This is a genomic window from Arenibacter sp. F20364, assembly GCF_023015905.1.
In the GTDB taxonomy this organism is placed as follows: Bacteria; Bacteroidota; Bacteroidia; order Flavobacteriales; family Flavobacteriaceae; genus Arenibacter.
Window position 1 is genome coordinate 132,889 of the sequence record NZ_JALKBD010000013.1, and the last position, 18,722, is coordinate 151,610.

Sequence of the window (18,722 nt, forward strand, 5' to 3'; positions counted from 1 at the left end):
ATTTTTTGACATAATAGTTTTCGATTTAGAAGTTTAAATTTAAACCTAAACTAAATATACGCGGAACCGGATATCCGGAAATATCTACTCCGGAAGCAAGGTTTCCACCATCTCCCTCTCCATTGTTCTGCACGCTAATTTCAGGGTTCGGACCGCCCCAATACTTGGTGAATATATGAACGTTTTGAATGGAGCCATATACTCTGGCCGACTTGAAATATTTATCTATTTTAGGAATAGTATATCCTAAAGTGATATTTCGAATATTGAAATACGAGGCATCTGCCACAAAGCGGTCATTGATCCAGTCTCTTTCAATACCGGTAACATTTCCACCACCAACAGTAGTTCCATAAAAGCCCCTACCTGGATTTTCAACGGATCGGAACCTGTATTTTACATCTTTTAAAAGATTAAATACCCCATCCAAGTTTGTGGTACTGTACAAGTGTCTAACGAGTAATTCATTACCATAAGAACCAGTACCCACTACGGAAAAATCGAAATTACCGTAGTTAATAGTATTGGTGATACCATAGTTAAAATCGGGAAATGGACTGCCCATAATAGCTCGGTCGTCATTGTCCCCTCCTCGGGTAATGATCCCATCACCATTCACATCGAGTAATTTTATACTACCCACAGTGGATCGTCCCGGAACTTGAGGTGAGCTGTCCAAATCTTGCTGATTTAGATAAACCCCATCGGATAAATGTCCATAAAATTGCCCAAAGGGTTCCCCCACCTTGGTGATGTGCCATCCACCTGGACCATAAACCCTATCTATACCTTCTGCTAGTGCTACTACCTCATTTCTATTGAAGGATATATTGGCGTTGGTGGTCCACCTGAATTTACCTGTAGTATTAACGGTGTTTACACCAAATTCATGACCCCAAAACTTTATTTCACCAATGTTGTCGCTGAAGTTGGTAAAACCGGATTCCCTTGGAACTTGTACGTTGTACAATAGATTGGTAGTATTTTTTGTATAATAGTCGTAGACTAAGGATACCCTATCATTAAAGAGGCTTAAGTCCAATCCAATATCGAACTGTTTTGTGGTTTCCCATCCCAAATTGGAATTGGAGAGTGAATTAACCGCAGAACCAGGTGCAAAATCATTACCAAATACAGCATTCACGGTATTGTCGATCAAAGCGTACTGGGTGTAGTTACCTATATTGTTGTTTCCGGTAACACCATAACTTGCACGAAGTTTAAGAAGTGAAATGGACTCCACATTCTCTAAAAAAGTTTCGTCCGAGGCAATCCAACCCGCAGATACCGATGGAAAGGTACCCCATCTATTGTCGGAACCGAATCTTGACGATCCATCACTACGAATAGAGCCTGTCAATAAATATTTTCCTTTGTAATTATAGGTAAGCCTAGAAAGAAAGGATACTAAACTCCATTCCTGAACTTGATCATAAGTGCCGCCCCTATTAATGTTTACCGCTCCCTGAATATTGGGTAATCTGTCATCTGCGAAATCACTGGCCGCAACCCTACTGCGGTCCATACGATATTTTTGATAGGTAAAACCTCCCAGAACAGAGAAGGTATGGTCTCCAATACTTTTATTATAATTGACCGTGTTTTCGTTCAACCAAGAAAAAGTAGTCCGCTCATCCCAAACAGCCTCGTTGTTGGTCGGGATAGGACGATTGATGGCATAGGTGGCATTAGTTGGACTGAAGTATTCATATTGGTCATTGTACAATTCTGCATTCAGACTGGATTTAATACTAAGTCCCTCAATTGGTTCGTATTCAATATAGGCATTGGACAAAAGATTTACCTCCTTGGATCCATCTTGAATTCTTTCTGCGGAATTGAGCCAGTTGGCATATGAGAAGATATTACCAGTATTTGCCGGAAATCTATTGAATTCAGTTCTGGTCCCGTCCTCATTGTAGATAGGCATGATGGGCCAGGTGTGCAAGGCATTGAAAAGGAGCCCAGTACCGCGGCTTCCATCTGTTCTCGGTATATTGTCCAAGATATAATTTGGAGCTATGTTCACGCCAATCCGGACCTTGTCCGATAAGTTATAATCCAAATTCGCACGTAGTGAATAACGCTTATAATCTGAACTTAAGACCACACCTTCCTGATCAAAGAAGCCTAGAACAACTGAAGTTCGCAATTTTTCCTTATTGGAAGTAATCGTCAGATTGTAATTGGTCATGGGAGCAGTTCTAAGCATTGCATCGTACCAATCATTGGTCTGGCCTTCATATTGGGAAGGATTCTGAAAAATATCGGGCACTGGATCCCCTTGATCTTCATAGTATTCCTTTTTAAATTGAGCAAATTCAACGGCATCCATCATCTCTATCCGTCCCCTATCAGGAACGCTCTGCATACCGGTTGAAACATTTAAACTTATACTGGTTTCACCGGGTTTTCCACTTTTGGTAGTAATCAACACAACACCATTGGCAGCCCTGGAACCGTAAAGTGAAGTGGAAGCCGCATCCTTCAAAATAGAAATATCCTGAATTTCATCCGGATTTATATTGTTGATTCCACCAGAAATGGGGAAGCCATCAACCACATACAATGGATCACTTCCTCCAGAAACGGATAGTTGCCCACGAATACGTACCGACATACCCTGTCCTGGCTTTCCCGTACTTTGATTAATCTGAACTCCAGGAATCCTACCCTGAATTTTTTGGGTAATTTGGGAAACCGGGATATCAGCAAGCTCTTCGGCCTGAATGGTGGAAACCGACCCAGTTACCTGTCTTTTAATCTGAGTACCATAGCCTACAACTACTACCTCATCTAGAGCAGCAGCATCTTCGGCCATTGTTACATCTACTTGGCTTTTACCGTTTATTGGTATTTCTTGAGAAGTAAAACCAATGTAAGTAAATACTAAAGTGCTGTTAGCATTAGGAGCAACAATACTATAGTTTCCATCAAAATCTGTCACTGTTCCCGTTGTTGTGCCCTTCACAACCACATTGACCCCTGGCAATCCTAAGGAATCGTCTGCCGAAACCACCGTACCGGTTACAGTTACATCTTGTGCCTGCATAGCAATACCACACAGCACTGATAAAATAAAAAGGAATTTCCGAGAAACCCTGTAAATTCTTTTCTTCATAATCTCGAATTATTTAGTTTAGTTAGATTAGCAATCCTCAAAAAATTAACAGATAATTAAGGATTTCATAAATATATAAAGGCTACTAGCGCTAACTATCCTGTACTATGCTGGTCTGCCATGTTAAATTTTTAACAAGGCAAATTATATATGTCGATAAGTATATTTTGTATAGAGATGACTATTTTACTCCCTTTTCAGATATTCCACAGGGAGTATAAATTGGTTTGTTGGAGAATGCTTATATATTAAAAGAGTGGCACCTAGTGGTGCTTCAAAATTAAATTGGAATCATAGAATAACTGACCCAAAAACTTCAGAGTTATATTCTAGAAGAATTCTCGTTTACAGTAAAGTACCTCGGGGCAAGCCCGCCTGAACGGATAGGGACAGGCCTATCTGAATGGATTCGGGCTGGTAAGTATCGGAGCACCTGCCTACCGGCGGGGAGGTTTTAATCTAAATTATCAAGTAAAAGTTTCTGTTTTCACAAATGCACTTAAGGTGTTTAGCCTTCTTCCTTTAAGCATTGAATTTATGTAGCGATCAATGAATTACACATAATATCCTTTTCCTATTCAAAAAGAATAAATTCCATAATTTAACGGTTGTTGAAACAGATAGGCCGCATACCGTGAAGTGCAAAACAGTTCAGACATAACTGAACTTGAGCAAATAGGTCTAAGGCACAAAAATGATTTTAATCCAAATCACTATATTTTGCCAACTATTGGACTTATTTCTTCTTATTTATTTATTGGTCTTAATATAGGTTCTTTTACCCCCTCTCAAAATCCCTTTTTCCTTAAACAAATTATAGATCATTGTTTTTTCTAAAAAATTAAAGGAACGATCCCGAAACCAATCGTGTATGGCAATATTTTCATTCTCTTTTTCAGCTTTATGCAAAATATCATCGGACACAATATGCCAATACACCCATCTATTGGTAGCAATAGCATAACCGATCTCGTCGTTGATCAAAGACCTAACCGGTTTATTTCTTAATCGAACCCCATTTTCCAAAATTGCCAAAGTCTTGGTAAGCCGTACCACTTCCGAAAAAGAATACCTAAAAAAATCTCCAAATCCGTTTTGACTTACATTATATAATTTATCCCCTACTTTTAAGTCTTCCATAAAAAAAGGAAACAAAAATAAACGTCAATCCCACTTAAATAAAGTTTGGCTTCCAGAAGTTATAAACAATACCACTTTAAAAGAATAGTTTGAATTGGAGTTTTAATTTGGTTTTCACTAAAACCTATCAGCCCATTTTTTTCATTTCCTTGGCAACCATTTATTCAATTCGTTTACATTTGTCCCTATAAAATCTATTACAATGAATATTGAAAGGGAATTGGGCAAAAGAAGCAATCACCAATGTGAGCTATGTACCAGTACAGAAAAATTAAGTGTATTTGAAGTTCAACCACCAAGAAATGCAGGTTTGGAAGCAAATTTATTGGTTTGTGAAATCTGTAAGGACCAAATTGAAAACCCGGATAACACAGATCCCAACCACTGGCGATGTCTAAATGATAGCATGTGGAGTGAACATACCCCAGTAAAAGTTATCGCTTGGCGAATGTTAAGCAGACTAAGAAAGGAAGGGTGGCCTCAAGATCTGCTGGATATGATGTATTTGGAGGAGGATGATTTGGAATGGGCCAAGGCCACTGGTGAAGGTGCTCCTTCGGAAAATCAAATAATACATCGTGACAGTAATGGTGCCGTTATTGAAGCAGGTGATAGTGTTGTCCTTATCAAGGACCTACCGGTAAAAGGGTCCAGTATGGTTGCCAAAAGAGGTACCGCTGTAAGACGTGTTTCCCTTGATCATGAAAATGCGGAATATATAGAGGGTAAAGTAGATGGCCAACAAATTGTTATTCTAACAAAATTTGTTAAGAAAATATAATTCTTGTTTACCAATAAATGAAATGTGAATCCTGGTTGGCAATAGTATTAAATATTGTCCAACAAGGGAATATACTTTAATACCTAGGTTAATACTTAACGGTTCATGGCAAATAGAGACCCCTATGCCGCGCTGAGATATAAGGAATTCAACGTTTTTTTGTTGGTCAGGTTTGCCATGGTCTTTGCTTGGTCCATGCAATTTGTGGTTATAGAATGGGAAGTGTATTCCCTGACCAAAAATCCCCTATCCCTGGGCATGATAGGACTCATGGAGGTTATTCCCGCTGTATCATTGGCTTTGTTTGCCGGTCATATAGTGGATCAAAAGGAAAAAAAGGGATTGCTTCTTAAATGCATTTTAGGTTTTTCTATAATAAGCTTGGGATTGTTTTTGCTCACCTGGCCACAAATTGTACAGGATTGGTCCAAAAACTCGATTTTGTATTCCATTTATTTTTTAGTGTTTCTAGGCGGTATTGTGAGGTCATTTTTGGGGCCCACCATATTTTCGCTATTTGCATTGATCGTCCCCAAAAAAGTATATCCCAATGCCGCTACTTGGAGTAGCTCCGTTTGGCAGATGGCCGCTGTTCTAGGCCCAGCTTTAGCAGGATTTAGCATAAATTTGATAGGAGTGCACTGGTCCATGTGCCTCATTTTTGCCTTTTCTTTAATGGCGCTCCTTATCTTGACCAAAATTAAAAAGAAACCTATTTTGAACCCCAATATCGGGGAACCAGTAATAAAAAGCTTAAAAGAGGGGGTGAAATTTGTATTTGGCACCAAAATTATTCTGGGAGCCATAACCTTGGATATGGTTGCCGTACTTTTTGGTGGGGCCATAGCGCTATTGCCCATTTATGCCCAGGATATACTTAAAGTGGGTCCGGAGGGATTTGGAATTTTACGTGCAGCCCCGGCCGTGGGAGCCTTGATAATTATGTTTACCTCCGCTTATTTTCCTTTAAATAAACACGCGGGATTAAAACTTCTGGGGTCCATTTTCGGGTTTGGCCTATGTATCATTGTCTTTGGACTTTCCACTTCGTTCTGGATTTCCGTAATAGCACTTTTTTTTAGTGGTGTTACCGATGGAATTTCTATGATCATTAGACAAACTATCTTACAATTAAGGACGCCAGATCATATGCGTGGTAGGGTAGCTTCAGTGAATTCTATGTTCGTTGGGTCTTCCAACGAATTGGGCGCCTTCGAAAGCGGACTTACCGCAAAATTGATGGGAACGGTCACTGCTGTCGTTTTTGGCGGTTGCATGACTTTAATTACGGTAGTGTTCACCGGTGTCATCTCCCCTACTTTTAGAAAACTGGATCTGAGAAAAGATTTGGAGAAACATGAAAACAGCGAGTAATTGTCAGCTTTGCTAGTATCAAAAGGATATATGGATCTGTTCTTACAACTAACTTACTCCTTTTTATAATCAATCACAAAAGCTGTATGTGAATTGGAAAAGATAAAATAAACTATCCCAAAGTTGGTGTTCTGTTCATTTTTTGCATCGCCAAAAAAACGAACCAAAAAACGCTAGGCTGATTTTAAATTTCTTTAAATCTACACACTTTCCGCGGCCGCACCGTCCAGGCCGCTTTCACTATGGTGAAATGCTCTTTGGACGCCTTCCTTCACAAAATGTGGAAACTACTTGATTTAAGACGAAATTGAAAATAGGCCATTCCTTGGCCCCGTTAACCTAGGTAGTATAGATAAATTATTGAATACCCTTGAACATTGTCTCTAAAGTTCGTTGTTGTCTCCTTCTTCTTCCGTGTTGGAGATGACAGGGCCGTAAAGAATTATTGAAGCCTTGGAAATAATTTAGGCCATGGCATCGTTCCATAAAATCCCAAGATTTTATGGACCACCTAGCGAAGAAGTGTCTTTTCTTTTGTTTCGTTTTATTCATTACCTGTTTATTGTACATTAAGGTATTCATGAACCTCCTGCGTCGGTTTCTTTGGACAAGCAAAGAAAATGAAAGAAGATCGTATTAATGAACTTAGTCAATCTATTTCACTGGACAGCATAGAAATCGGAGATTTACAAAAACCGATAAAAAACAATAAAACGAATTGCGTAAAATGAAAACATAATTTCAACGTAAGTATTACTCGATTCTTACGAATAAATAAAACCAAGGATCAAAAAACAAGACTAATCACATTTATCTCCTTTTTTTTGAAAAAACACAACAATTGATTCTGGTCCCTTTTTATATCATGGTTCATAAACAAGTATCCATTCTGGGTTATCATTATCCATGCTCTGGGATACACATTTAAATCCATTCTTTTCATAAAAGGACCTTAATCCCTCCTCCTCTATAGTCAGCCAATAAGATTGGTCGGGAAATTGGTCCTTTAAGGCAGTAAGCCATTCTGAACCCAAGGACTTACCGCGATATTTGGGATCGACAAATAAAAATCCAATATAATGAAAATTAGCGGCAACGTATTTTTGCCACTCCTCAAGTTCAAAATCCGTCATATTGGGAGGTGCTGACCTAAAGACAATGCCGCCGGCCGTGATGTCCAAACCATTTTTAAATACATATATACTCGCATTGTTCTTGTAATCCTCCCATACGGATTCAATGACGTCTTGCCATTCTTCCGGTAGAATACTAAAATAATTACGCCCGTTAAGTCCTAAATCCATTAACTCCATATAAAGTAATTTGCATGTACAAACGCTCGCCACTTCCTACAAGAGGCCCCAGGACCAGAGGCGGTCAAAATCATCGGACCACCTATCCCCAATGTCCGTCCTATAGTATACATTATTAATAATGATATTACTTATCCTATTCTGCATCATTTTTTGAGCATCTTTCATAGTGAGCCCGGTACCTGTGACCAATAAGGCAATACCAGTATTTCCCGTTATAAGCCATTCATCATTTATTTTTTTAAGATGCATGGGATGCACTCCATCTTTCATATCCTTTTTGAATACGATGACAGAATCTTTAGAGAATAGCTCAAAGGTCTTTTTATCCTCGAAGGGAAAAGGGGGTACAACCATATAGGCCCCAACCTGAAATCCCTTTCTAACATTGATCCTAAAATTCTCTCCAGATGCCAACTTGTAAAACATGTTTCCTAATGGTTCCAAAATTCCCGCTCGTTGTATGAATATCTGTGGGTATCCAAACCTCGAGGTGAATTCCAAGGGATATATTCCATTGCCGTTGACAATACAATTAATATCCAATTGTCCAATAAAACCACCCTTGGCCAAAGAACTTTCAAACTTTTTTAAAGTCGCTTCAAAAATAGGTGAATCCTTGGTCCAGAACATACTGGATCCCATCTCACCCGTGGACACGCCCAATTCTTTGGGAAAAAGTTTCTTATGCTCGAAAGTAATATTTATAGGATAAATAAATTCCTTCCCGTTAAAATAGGCCGACGCGGACACCTCCACCCCTTTTACCTTGCGTTGCAATTGAAAATTACCAAAATCATTTCCCCATGATTTCTCATAGGCCTTTAAAACTCGAATAACATCCAAGCCTTCATCATCGCTACCAACAAACAACAATTGTTTATATTCTTGGGTTTCCCCTGAAGGTTTTATTACATAGGCATTGGGGTTTGCCTTAACATAGTCTATAGCATCCTGGAAATTAAAAAACTCTTTGGATGGTAATATTTTTATGCCATGCTTCTTTAATTCCGCCTGTCCAAAATTACGGTCCAATTCCAAAAGATCGGAATACTCCGTGCCTCCCACAACCAATTTACCTTTTGCCCTTAATTCCGAACAAATTTTGCCGTAACCGGTATAATCAAAAATTAGGACATCTGCCCAATCAATATAACTTTTCCAATCTTTGGCCTTTTGCACAAAGCCATAGCCTATTTCCCTAGAAGGCTTATCCTCTATGTACATCTTTACGGAGTGGCCTTCGTTTAAAATGGCTACCGCCATATCCAATGTTTCCCCCCATCGGGATACGATCAAGAAATTTCGTTTAATTTCTATTTGACTTTTTAATTTCTCTTTTTTCAATTTATTGAGATATATTAATTTTTTAAGAATTAGTTAGCAAATTTATTAGAAAGCACAATGTACAAAGTAAAGTTTTCAAATGTAAAATAGACTGAAAACCAGCTATTTCCCTTCTAAAACAAAACAATTCTAATAAATTTTCGTTAATGTAATTCGGCGTCCAATGTTTGGGACGGTTCAGCATAACAATGATATGCCCGAATTGGAGTGTAGGTTTCAATATACCAAGCTAGTGCCCAATAGCGAATAAATTTGAAACAAATATATGCGAAAATTAAATATCTAATAAAAATAAAGGACACAAAATTATAGTCAATTTTAGACCCATACGAGTCGCACAAAGACCATAAATTGGTTTTGACCAACCCAAGTATTTATCAAATTGATATACTTCATAAATATCAACTACTACAAATGTTCCAAATACTAAATAAGAAAATATTTCTGGTAGACTATCTAGGACACTTCGTAGATATCCATAGTCATATCCTACCTAGTATCGATGACGGGGCTAAAGATATTTCGGACTCCTTGGATATAATAAACGGTTTTAATGAAATTGGCATTACGCATATAATAACCACTCCCCATGTAAATCAAAATTACTACCCAAATACAACCCAAAGCGTTCATTCCGCACATAACCAGGTTCAAAATCAATTATTGCAATTAGGACTAAGGCACATTGCCTTGGAATCATCATCGGAATATATGATAGATTCCAATTTTGAAAACTTATTGGACCAAAAACTTGTAGCCCCGATTCGCAATAAATTTTTATTGGTAGAACTGCCTTTTCTGCAATCCCCGATCAACTTTGACCAAGCAATTTTTAAAATAGCGACCAAGGGCTATAATCCAATATTAGCCCATCCAGAGCGCTACTTTTTTCTTCATAATAATTACAAAAAATATCTAGAATTTAAATCCAAAGGAATTTTTCTTCAATTAAATTTACTATCACTTAGCAATTATTATGGTAAGCAAGTGTCAAAAATCGCGAAAAAACTTCTGATGGACAATTATATAGACTTTGCGGGTACGGACATACACAATGTAAAGCAATTGGAATTACTTAAAGACATAAAAATAAGTAATAGTACCTTGAATAAGTTAATCCCCATTCTAATTAGGAACGTGGAGATTTTCTATTAAATTTTCTTTTTAATACCGACCAAAAGGCACTTATATCCACTTCAATTTTGTAGTCAAAACCACAATTGCCCTAATGCATATTCATTAATAATAATTAATAATATCTTACATTTGCCGGAAATTTAAATACATGTTTTATTTTTTTCAAAAGAAAAAATTCCTTGTTGACTACCTTGAAAATTTTATAGACATACATAATCACATTCTACCTGGAATTGATGATGGTGCCAAAACCGTGGAGGACTCCATTAATCTTATTAAAGGGTTCTCGGATATTGGTGTAAAAAAGTTTATTGCCACCCCCCATATCATGCATAATTATTACCCCAATAATTATGACACTATCCACGCTGCATATGGAAAATTACAGGACACGCTTTTAAGTGAAGACATGGAAGAAATCACTTTGGATGTTGCTGCGGAACATATGATAGATTCCAATTTTGACAACCTTCTTGAGCAAGAAAAAGTTATGCCGCTAAGAAATAATTATTTATTGATAGAAATGTCATATTTACAACCCCCTATCAATTTTGATGAGGCAATTTTAAATATAGCCGCCCATCGGTATTTCCCAATTCTGGCCCATCCCGAAAGATATTCCTTCCTACATCAAGACTCTTCTAAATTTCAAAAATATAAGAAAAATGGAATTTTATTTCAGATGAATCTATTATCCTTGGGTCAATTCTATGGGAAAGACGTACAAAGAAAGGCTCACAAACTGCTACAAAACGGATTAATAGATTATGTAGCTTCGGATGTTCATAACCAACAACAGTTACGAAGTATAAAAGAATTACAACTTAGTAAAAATCTCATGAAATTGCTTTATCCTGTTATTGAAAAAACGATAGGCGATTTCTATTAAACTAGAACTGCCACCATTTTTTATGGGATTTTCCATATCCATAGCCATAAGAACCACCATACCCCAAATTGGACACCTTTACATTGTTCACAACAAAGGATAATCCTTTTAATTTTCCCTCCTGTTTTAATTTTACCGGGAAGTCCAGTACTTTCTTCTCCGTAACCCCAGCTTTGGTTACATAAATAATGTGATCCGCATATTCTGTAATCAATAAAGTATCCGTAACTACCATCAAAGGCGCCGTATCTACTATAACATAGTCATATTTCCCAGAAACCTCTTCCAATAATTCTTTCATTCGACTGCTCATTAAAAGTTCAGCAGGATTGGGAGGTATTTTTCCAGAATATATAACATCAATGGTATTGGAATGGACCAACATGGAATGTGTAATTTCTTTAATATTCAAATCTTTATCGTACAAATATTCCGTTAATCCAGTATCCCTATTTCTTGTTGAGCCACCCAATTCGTCGATATTTTTACTCTTAAAGAAACTGTATAATTTTGGATTTCGAATATCTGCCCCAATTAGAAGTACTTTTTTATTGGTACTGGCAAAAATCATGGAAAGGTTAGAGGAAAGAAATGTTTTCCCTTCTCCAGGAACCGAGGAGGTGATATAGATCAAATTTCCTTTACCATCCTTACTTTTGGACTTAATCATATAGTCCAAGTTGGTCCTTATAATTCTTAAGGACTCTGCCAATATAGAACGATCATCCTTACCCACTAGCTTTGCTTCCTTCTTACCCAGCTTTGGAAGTTCCCCTAATACAGGTATATCTCTAATTAATTTCTCCAAACCAGTTTTACTGTGCACTTTATTGTCCAATAAATCATTGGCGTAGATAACAGAAAAAGGAACCATAAGGCCAATAATAAAAAATGCTAAGTAAACAATTTTCCTATTGGGAGACACAGGCATTGGACTCACACTATAGGATTGATCTATAATTTTCGACTTGGGTTTGGCCGATGCAAATGAAATCTGTGATTCCTCCCGTTTTTGAAGTAAATACAGGTAAAGAGACTCCGTAGTTTCCTGTTTTCTACCAATATCCCTTAAAGCACGTTGATTTTTGGGTGCAGCATATAATCTGGAATTCACCTTGGATAATTGACTACTAAGGCTATTAACCTGTAATCCCAAATTATTGGTCATGCTCCCCAAACTGGATTGCATACTTCTTTTTAATCCCTCCAATTGTTGGTCCAAATTTACTATGATCGGATTCTTTTCATTGGAGCTTTTTAATAAACGGTTCCTCTCTGCGACTAACTCATTGTATCTAGCCGTTGTATTGGCAATAGTAGGATCAGACAAACCTACATTGGAAGGGAGAATATCATAACCCTCCTGATTTTCTACCAAGTCCTTCATTGAAGAAGCTATGTCCAACTGTAAAGCAGTATTTTGCAGTTCTTGTTGGCTACTGGCGCTTACCGTTAAATTAACGTTAGCCTGTGAAGCTATATCGGTAATACCCCTTCCTGCCTTGTAGTCTTCCTCACTTTGGTCCTGAACGGAAAGGTTAGAGTAAATATCGGTAATTCTGTCATTAATAAATTGGGAAGTTCTATCTGCAATGGTTTTTCTATCTTCAATGGCATTGTCGTTATAGGTCTGAATCAATGTATTTATAATATCATTCGCCTTTTTCTGAATAGGATCGTTCAACGAAATATTGAGAATATTGGAATATTCCGATGCCGGTGACACTATAACCTTCTTTTGATACTGTTGCGCTACCATTACAACCGGGGTAACACTGACCATATACTTTTTGTCCGTATAACCTGTAATATCCGCAACATTTGGAGTAATAACAATATCCCCTATTGGGGTGTTTATGTTTTTGCCATAGGCATATGCCTTTAAAGGCATGTCTTCCTGCTCTGTATATCCAAAAGTTGTTGCATTGGATAGAGTAAGATAAAAGCCAAATTTGGCATTATTGACAATCGAATCCTTGGCGATAAAATTAACCTTAAAAGGCGGATTTTGATATATTTCCGAATCCAGAATCTTTCCTAAGGAGGTAATTTTCACATTTAGGCCCAACTTTTTTACCACCTCAATAAAGTTCGACCTAGAATTTATTATCTGTATTTCATCTTCTACCTTATTTGCACCCCCAGGCACAATTCCCAAATCTTGAAAGGTGCTAAGTTCAGATGTTGAATTTTTATCATCCAAAATTTGAATTTTAGCTTCTGCCGCATACTCTGGAACAGAATATCTTAGTTTTACATAGGCAAATGCCAATGCCACCAGAACAGATAGTCCGAACCATTTCCAATGCTTAGTATAATTTGTAATAATTTCCTTTAACCCTGGTTCAGAGAACAGATTTTGAGAGTTTAAACCCATTATAATCAATAATTTTATTGTATTTAATTTCTGGTAATCAACACTACGGTAGTGGTAATAATAATTGAAGCTATGGATAATGCTATGGAAGACCTACTATCAAGGGTTGCGGAGGCAATTAGTGATTTATTGGGTTCAACATACACCACATCATTTTGAGTTAGGTAATATACCGGCGAGTTCAGGACTTCTTTTTGAGTAAGGTCAATTCGAGTATACACTTTAGTTCCATTAAAATCACGGATAACCATAACATTTTCGCGCATCCCTTTGATGTTTAGGTCTCCGGCCAAACCCAAAGCTTCAAGTACTGTTATTTGCTCACCATTTACAGGATAAGTACCTGGCCTGTTAACGGCACCTAATACAGTAACGGTGAAATTTTTTAATCTAATATTAATAATCGGATCCTTTAAATAATCCTTTAATCGCTCGGTTAACAAGGTTTTGGCCTCACCTGGCGAAAGTCCCAATAATTTGATAGTGCCCAAAACCGGAAAATCAATTTCACCGTTTTTATCAATGATATAATCCAACTCCTCAGGTCTCATTCCTCCCTCCACATAACCTTTCATAATGTTGAAAGGCACACTGGCTTGCGGGTCTAAGGTCGAAACATTAATACTGATTACATCGTCAATCTTAAACCGGTTTAAATTGGAATTATCGCTAACTATTGTCTCAAAAGTACTGGCATTCTGAAAATAAACCACATCTTTTTTAGATCCACAGGAGGATAATAATACAGTAAATACAACTAAGGCAAAAGCTCTTAAGCCTATAATTTTCGTGTTTTTAAACATAATTTAGCGGATTTCTAATACAAGTATAATGAAAATTTAGGACTGTAAAATTTTCTTCGTAAGGATTGTTTGGGCTGCAACCTTAGGTTCCTCTATGGGTTTGGACTCCTTTTTATCCAGTTTACAAAGTTCTGAATTATTTGAAACATATTCAGGAACAATCCCTTTCATCAACTTCACCGTGTTTTCATTGAAAAACATGTTCGATACACACAATTCATTGATTTTGGATTTGGTCTCCTCATAAAACAGTTCCCTGGATTTACTGATCATTATTTTCTTATGATATGTAGGCATAGTATCTTCCCCATTGGCCAGGAGTTCCTCATATAATTTTTCCCCAGGTCTAAGCCCCGTAATTTTGATATCGATATCTTCCGGATACCTGAGCCCGGATAATTTGATCATATTTTTTGCAAGGTCAAAAATCTTTACTGAATCCCCCATATCAAATATAAAGATTTCACCCCCTTGCCCCATTCCTCCAGCTTCCAAAACCAACTGTGCAGCCTCAGGTATGGTCATAAAATAACGAGTAATTTCCTTATGGGTAACCGTTAATGGACCACCTTTCTCTATTTGTTTTTTAAACAGGGGAATTACGGAACCATTGGACCCTAATACATTTCCAAATCTGGTGGTAATAAACTTCGTCTTCTTGTATTGTTCGGCGCAGCTAATATACATTTCTGCTATCCTTTTAGTGGCTCCCATCACATTGGTCGGGTTAACGGCCTTATCAGTGGAAACAAAAATAAATTTATCCACATTATTATCCAATGACAGGTCTACAATAACTTTAGTACCTGCCACATTAATTTTAATGGCCTCGTAGGAATTATACTCCATAAGCGGCACATGTTTATAAGCTGCTGCATGGAACACCATATTGGGCTTATATTCCTGAAAAATAGAAGACATTCTATTTTTATCCCGTATATCCCCAACTATTGGAATGAAATTATGGAACCCGTTCTGCTTTAATTCTTGCTGCAAGTCGTACAACGCAGATTCGGCCTGATCAATAACAATTAAGGATTTATATTCACAATTGGCAATCTGTCTTACCAGTTCACTACCAATTGAACCTGCTCCACCGGTAACAATGATTACCTTATCCCTAAGCTCATTGGCTATTCTCTTATTCTTGATATTGATCGGCACTCGATCCAAAAGGTCTTCGATCTGTACCTGCTTAATCTGGGATATTTTCAGCTCACCATTGATCCAATCTTCAATAGGAGGTACAATTTTTACTTGAACTGGGAAATCCACTAATTCTTCTACCAATTGTCTAAGCTTATTGTGATCTATGTTCTGTATAGAAAAAATAATCTCGGATATATTGTTGCTTTTTATAAAATAGTCTGTAAGTACCTCTGGACCATATACCCGTACCCCATTAATATTCTTACCTACTTTTTCATAATCCTTATCTATATAACCCACTACTTTGGAAATACTACCACTATGGCCAGTCAAGGCATTTTGAGTTAGGATACCAGATTCCCCGGCCCCGTAAATAATAACATTTTTAGTGATTTTAAACTGCTTCACAAAATTATAATAGGCTGTCTTAAATACATATCGCGATATCGTTAAGGCGATAAAATTTAATAAACTATGTATGATAATAATAGATAAAGGAACAGTAAAATCCTCCATATAATCCATCTCTCGATTAAGGATCACCATAAAAATAGTAATGATACTGGACAAACAAATGGCATTAAAGATATTGTAAACGTCCCGCACACCGGTATGTCGCACTACACCTTTATAAGAACCGGTTATTAAAAAAGATATTGCACCAATTGCTATTATAACAGGTAGCTGCAATAGTAATTTATCAATATCAAAGTTTAGTGTGAGATTAAAACGGATCAGATAGGAAAACACAAAGGTTATTGACACCAACATTAAATCGATCACCAATACGATCCATTTGGAAGTATATTTTTGTGCCCTATTGGTTAAGTAGTGTTGTATCATTTGGTCATTGTTATTTCAATTACTTCAATTACTCGGTCCAAATCCCCTATTTGCAGATTGGAACCACTGGGAAGACATAAACCTCTGTCAAACAAATCTTCAGACGTGCCATCAACATAATTATCACAATTTTCAAATATAGGCTGTAAGTGCATTGGCTTCCATAAAGGTCGGGATTCTATGTCAACTTCCTGCAGAGCTAAGCGTATTTTTTCACGAATTTGTACAGATGGTGTCAAAATACAGGTAAGCCACCTATTGGAATACATTTCCGGCATTTCCTCTAAAAATTCAATTTCTGAAATATGCCCCATTTTTTGTTTATAATATTCAAAATTAGATCTTCTGGCCGCCACACGATCGTCCAAAACTTCCATTTGCCCTCTTCCAATTCCGGCTAGCACATTGCTCATTCTGTAATTATAACCAACTTCGGAGTGTTGGTAATGTGGGGCATTATCCCTAGCCTGAGTTGCTAGAAAGATCGCTTTTTCCTTATATTTCTTATTCTTTGCAACCAAGGCCCCACCCCCAGAAGTGGTGATTATTTTATTTCCATTAAAAGACAATACACCAATATCTCCAAAGCTGCCACATTTAACGCCTCTATAGGTACTCCCCAAGGCTTCTGCACTATCTTCCAACACAGAAATACCAAATTGTTCACCAATAGCCTTTACTTCATTAACCTTATAGGGCATTCCATACAGATGGACCGCAATAATAGCTTTTGGTTTTTTACCTTTTGCAATCCTGTCCTCAATAGCTTTTTTCAACAAAACAGGTGATATATTCCAAGTATCCTTCTCACTATCTACAAATATTGGTTTGGCTCCCAAATAGCAAATTGGATTGGCGGAAGCGGAAAAAGTAAAACTTTGACAAATTACCTCATCACCCTTTGATACCCCAAGCAACACCAAACCTATGTGAATTGACGCTGTGCCCGAACTTAAGGCTGCAACATTTACCTCATTATCCAAATAGTTTTCAATACTTGCCTCGAAACCATTTACATTGGGCCCCAAGGGCGCTACCCAATTGGTATCAAAAGCCTCGTTCACATAATGCTGTTCCATTTGCCCCATGTGCGGGGAGGAAAGCCAAATTTTCGAAGTAGTAATGGTCATTAAAAATTAGGGTTTATTGAAATCTCTAGAACAAAAATAAATATACTTTTCGGTAATAAATCATTATGGCTTTTAATTTCGTTTAAGAATAAAAAATATCGTTTAACTACCCTAAAAAACAAATTCAACCAAAATATTTACCCTTCAAATACTTTCACATACAATAAGTAACAACATTTATTCAACCCTTAAGCATTAGATTCCGAAAATTGCATTGGTATTAAACCACTATACCCTAAACCAAAACTTTTTGAGAACTATTTATGTCAATCCAATCAGCTTAACTAAAGGCTGGCTGGGCAAGATTAATTGGTATCTTATCGTAATAAATCCCTGACCAAAACTATTTTTTCACTTTACGTTTTTTTTTGCAAAAAAAATAAATCAAAATAAGACACTATATCGTCAATTAAATCTGGTCTACCTGTCATATCCGTATTGAAGAATACTTTTAACATATACAATTCCATTTTTTTTGTAAAAAATTCGCCCAATTAACACATTAGCACAAAAGTTCCTTAAAAAACAGAAATACACATCGCAACCCTTACATCATAAAAGGTTTTAAAACAGTACGACAATTTGAAAGGAAATCTTCTAAAAATTATTGACTAGGTGTTGGAAATACTAAAATATCTTAAAAAAAAGTGCATTTCATCGAAAATATCACTTTCAAAAATCCAAACTACGAAAAGCAAACGTAACACCATCATTGCACCCGAATTGTGCATTTCATCGAAAATAGTAGGTCTTTTGCCGATGATGTGGTAAAAATAAATAATATTGCACAACCCAAGCATGTAACAATTAAATTAATGTCCTAACTTATGAAATTTCACCCCACGAATCTCTTACAAGTGACCCTAGTATGTTTTGTCCTAATCTTAAGTTCCTCCTGTAACAAGGATTCCGATTTATTGGCAGAATATGTAGTGGAAAATCCGCAATCTTTTTTAGTAAATGATGTGGTTGTTACACTGGCCAACAATCCAATTGTAATTGCCCCCTTAAGTAATGATTCTTTTTCAGAACCTGAAAAAGTAGCCATTACCGAGGTAACACCCCCTAAAATGGGTACTGCGGTGGTTAACGATGATAACACCATAACCTACACTCCGGATACCGACCAAACAGGAAGCGATGAGTTCGATTATTCCGCTTCTGTAACCAATCCTGATAATACAGTTACAACAGAAACCGGATCGGTAACCGTGACCGTAACTGACAAAACCCCTACAACGGAAGAACCTGTGGAGATGGGCGGATTGAAGGCTTTCCCTGGAGCTGAAGGCTTCGGCCAATATGCCACTGGTGGAAG

General features: G+C 37.1%; 13 protein-coding genes. 5 read left to right on the top strand and 8 right to left on the bottom strand.

Annotated elements, in window-relative coordinates:
• Nucleotides 1-25 precede the first annotated feature (25 nt).
• Together MWU84_RS12695 and MWU84_RS12700 are read right to left on the bottom strand one after the other, a co-directional pair.
• Nucleotides 26-3,121: a TonB-dependent receptor gene (locus MWU84_RS12695; RefSeq protein ID WP_246901850.1), complete on the bottom strand. Its 3,096-nt coding sequence runs from the start codon at nucleotides 3,119-3,121 to the stop codon at nucleotides 26-28.
• A 750-nt stretch (nucleotides 3,122-3,871) separates the two neighbouring features.
• Nucleotides 3,872-4,261 (bottom strand): pyruvate kinase, encoded by a 390-nt coding sequence (locus MWU84_RS12700; RefSeq protein WP_246901851.1) that lies wholly within the window; start codon nucleotides 4,259-4,261, stop codon nucleotides 3,872-3,874.
• 202 nt (nucleotides 4,262-4,463) lie between these two features.
• Here MWU84_RS12700 and MWU84_RS12705 point away from each other — a divergent pair, with 202 nt between their 5' ends.
• Together MWU84_RS12705 and MWU84_RS12710 are read left to right on the top strand one after the other, a co-directional pair.
• Nucleotides 4,464-5,042 carry an alkylphosphonate utilization protein gene (locus MWU84_RS12705; RefSeq protein ID WP_246901852.1) on the top strand — a complete coding sequence of 193 codons (579 nt, stop codon included), beginning with the start codon at nucleotides 4,464-4,466 and terminating at the stop codon, nucleotides 5,040-5,042.
• A gap of 105 nt (nucleotides 5,043-5,147) precedes the next feature.
• Entirely contained in the window at nucleotides 5,148-6,416 is a 1,269-nt protein-coding gene (locus tag MWU84_RS12710; protein WP_246901853.1) for an MFS transporter, read from the top strand.
• An 863-nt stretch (nucleotides 6,417-7,279) separates the two neighbouring features.
• On the opposite strand, the gene MWU84_RS12715 is transcribed toward MWU84_RS12710, so the two are convergent.
• Nucleotides 7,280-7,729: a GNAT family N-acetyltransferase gene (locus MWU84_RS12715; RefSeq protein WP_246901854.1), complete on the bottom strand. Its 450-nt coding sequence runs from the start codon at nucleotides 7,727-7,729 to the stop codon at nucleotides 7,280-7,282.
• A 36-nt stretch (nucleotides 7,730-7,765) separates the two neighbouring features.
• Entirely contained in the window at nucleotides 7,766-9,076 is a 1,311-nt protein-coding gene (locus tag MWU84_RS12720) for a phosphoribosylamine--glycine ligase (protein WP_246901855.1), read from the bottom strand.
• A 414-nt stretch (nucleotides 9,077-9,490) separates the two neighbouring features.
• On the opposite strand from MWU84_RS12720, the gene MWU84_RS12725 reads away from it, so the two are divergent.
• Both MWU84_RS12725 and MWU84_RS12730 read left to right on the top strand, forming a co-directional pair.
• Entirely contained in the window at nucleotides 9,491-10,231 is a 741-nt protein-coding gene (locus MWU84_RS12725; RefSeq protein ID WP_246901856.1) for a CpsB/CapC family capsule biosynthesis tyrosine phosphatase, read from the top strand.
• Nucleotides 10,232-10,361: 130 nt separating this feature from the next.
• Nucleotides 10,362-11,102, top strand: a complete 741-nt coding sequence (locus tag MWU84_RS12730) for a CpsB/CapC family capsule biosynthesis tyrosine phosphatase (RefSeq protein ID WP_246901857.1) — start codon at nucleotides 10,362-10,364, stop codon at nucleotides 11,100-11,102.
• 1 nt (nucleotide 11,103) lies between these two features.
• Here MWU84_RS12730 and MWU84_RS12735 read toward each other — a convergent pair whose 3' ends face one another.
• Genes MWU84_RS12735 through MWU84_RS12750 form a run of 4 tightly spaced genes read right to left on the bottom strand, consistent with a single transcriptional unit; the run spans nucleotide 11,104 to nucleotide 17,404 of the window.
• Complete coding sequence (locus tag MWU84_RS12735) at nucleotides 11,104-13,479, bottom strand: tyrosine-protein kinase family protein (protein WP_246901858.1); 2,376 nt, start codon at nucleotides 13,477-13,479, stop codon at nucleotides 11,104-11,106.
• Between the two features lie 23 nt (nucleotides 13,480-13,502).
• Nucleotides 13,503-14,282, bottom strand: coding sequence for a polysaccharide biosynthesis/export family protein (locus MWU84_RS12740; protein ID WP_246901859.1), 780 nt, complete (start codon nucleotides 14,280-14,282; stop codon nucleotides 13,503-13,505).
• Nucleotides 14,283-14,318: 36 nt separating this feature from the next.
• Entirely contained in the window at nucleotides 14,319-16,274 is a 1,956-nt protein-coding gene (locus MWU84_RS12745; protein WP_246901860.1) for a nucleoside-diphosphate sugar epimerase/dehydratase, read from the bottom strand.
• A complete protein-coding gene (locus MWU84_RS12750) occupies nucleotides 16,271-17,404 on the bottom strand; it encodes a DegT/DnrJ/EryC1/StrS family aminotransferase (RefSeq protein WP_246901861.1) in 1,134 nt (377 codons plus the stop codon). Before MWU84_RS12750 ends, MWU84_RS12745 begins: the two co-directional genes overlap by 4 nt.
• 827 nt (nucleotides 17,405-18,231) lie before the next feature.
• Between MWU84_RS12750 and MWU84_RS12755 the strand changes: the two genes are divergently transcribed.
• Nucleotides 18,232-18,722 (top strand): Ig-like domain-containing protein (locus MWU84_RS12755; protein ID WP_246901862.1); only part of this gene is annotated, 491 nt, incomplete at its 3' end.

What these genes read in the sequence shown, in the direction of transcription:
- MWU84_RS12695 (WP_246901850.1), bottom strand. Translation starts at nt 3,121, where the DNA reads ATGAAGAAAAGAATTTACAGGGTTTCTCGGAAATTCCTTTTTATTTTA.
- MWU84_RS12740 (WP_246901859.1), bottom strand. Translation starts at nt 14,282, where the DNA reads ATGTTTAAAAACACGAAAATTATAGGCTTAAGAGCTTTTGCCTTAGTT.
- MWU84_RS12730 (WP_246901857.1), top strand. Translation starts at nt 10,362, where the DNA reads ATGTTTTATTTTTTTCAAAAGAAAAAATTCCTTGTTGACTACCTTGAA.
- MWU84_RS12725 (WP_246901856.1), top strand. Translation starts at nt 9,491, where the DNA reads ATGTTCCAAATACTAAATAAGAAAATATTTCTGGTAGACTATCTAGGA.
- MWU84_RS12735 (WP_246901858.1), bottom strand. Translation starts at nt 13,479, where the DNA reads ATGGGTTTAAACTCTCAAAATCTGTTCTCTGAACCAGGGTTAAAGGAA.
- MWU84_RS12710 (WP_246901853.1), top strand. Translation starts at nt 5,148, where the DNA reads ATGGCAAATAGAGACCCCTATGCCGCGCTGAGATATAAGGAATTCAAC.
- MWU84_RS12715 (WP_246901854.1), bottom strand. Translation starts at nt 7,729, where the DNA reads ATGGAGTTAATGGATTTAGGACTTAACGGGCGTAATTATTTTAGTATT.
- MWU84_RS12705 (WP_246901852.1), top strand. Translation starts at nt 4,464, where the DNA reads ATGAATATTGAAAGGGAATTGGGCAAAAGAAGCAATCACCAATGTGAG.
- MWU84_RS12750 (WP_246901861.1), bottom strand. Translation starts at nt 17,404, where the DNA reads ATGACCATTACTACTTCGAAAATTTGGCTTTCCTCCCCGCACATGGGG.
- MWU84_RS12745 (WP_246901860.1), bottom strand. Translation starts at nt 16,274, where the DNA reads ATGATACAACACTACTTAACCAATAGGGCACAAAAATATACTTCCAAA.
- MWU84_RS12700 (WP_246901851.1), bottom strand. Translation starts at nt 4,261, where the DNA reads ATGGAAGACTTAAAAGTAGGGGATAAATTATATAATGTAAGTCAAAAC.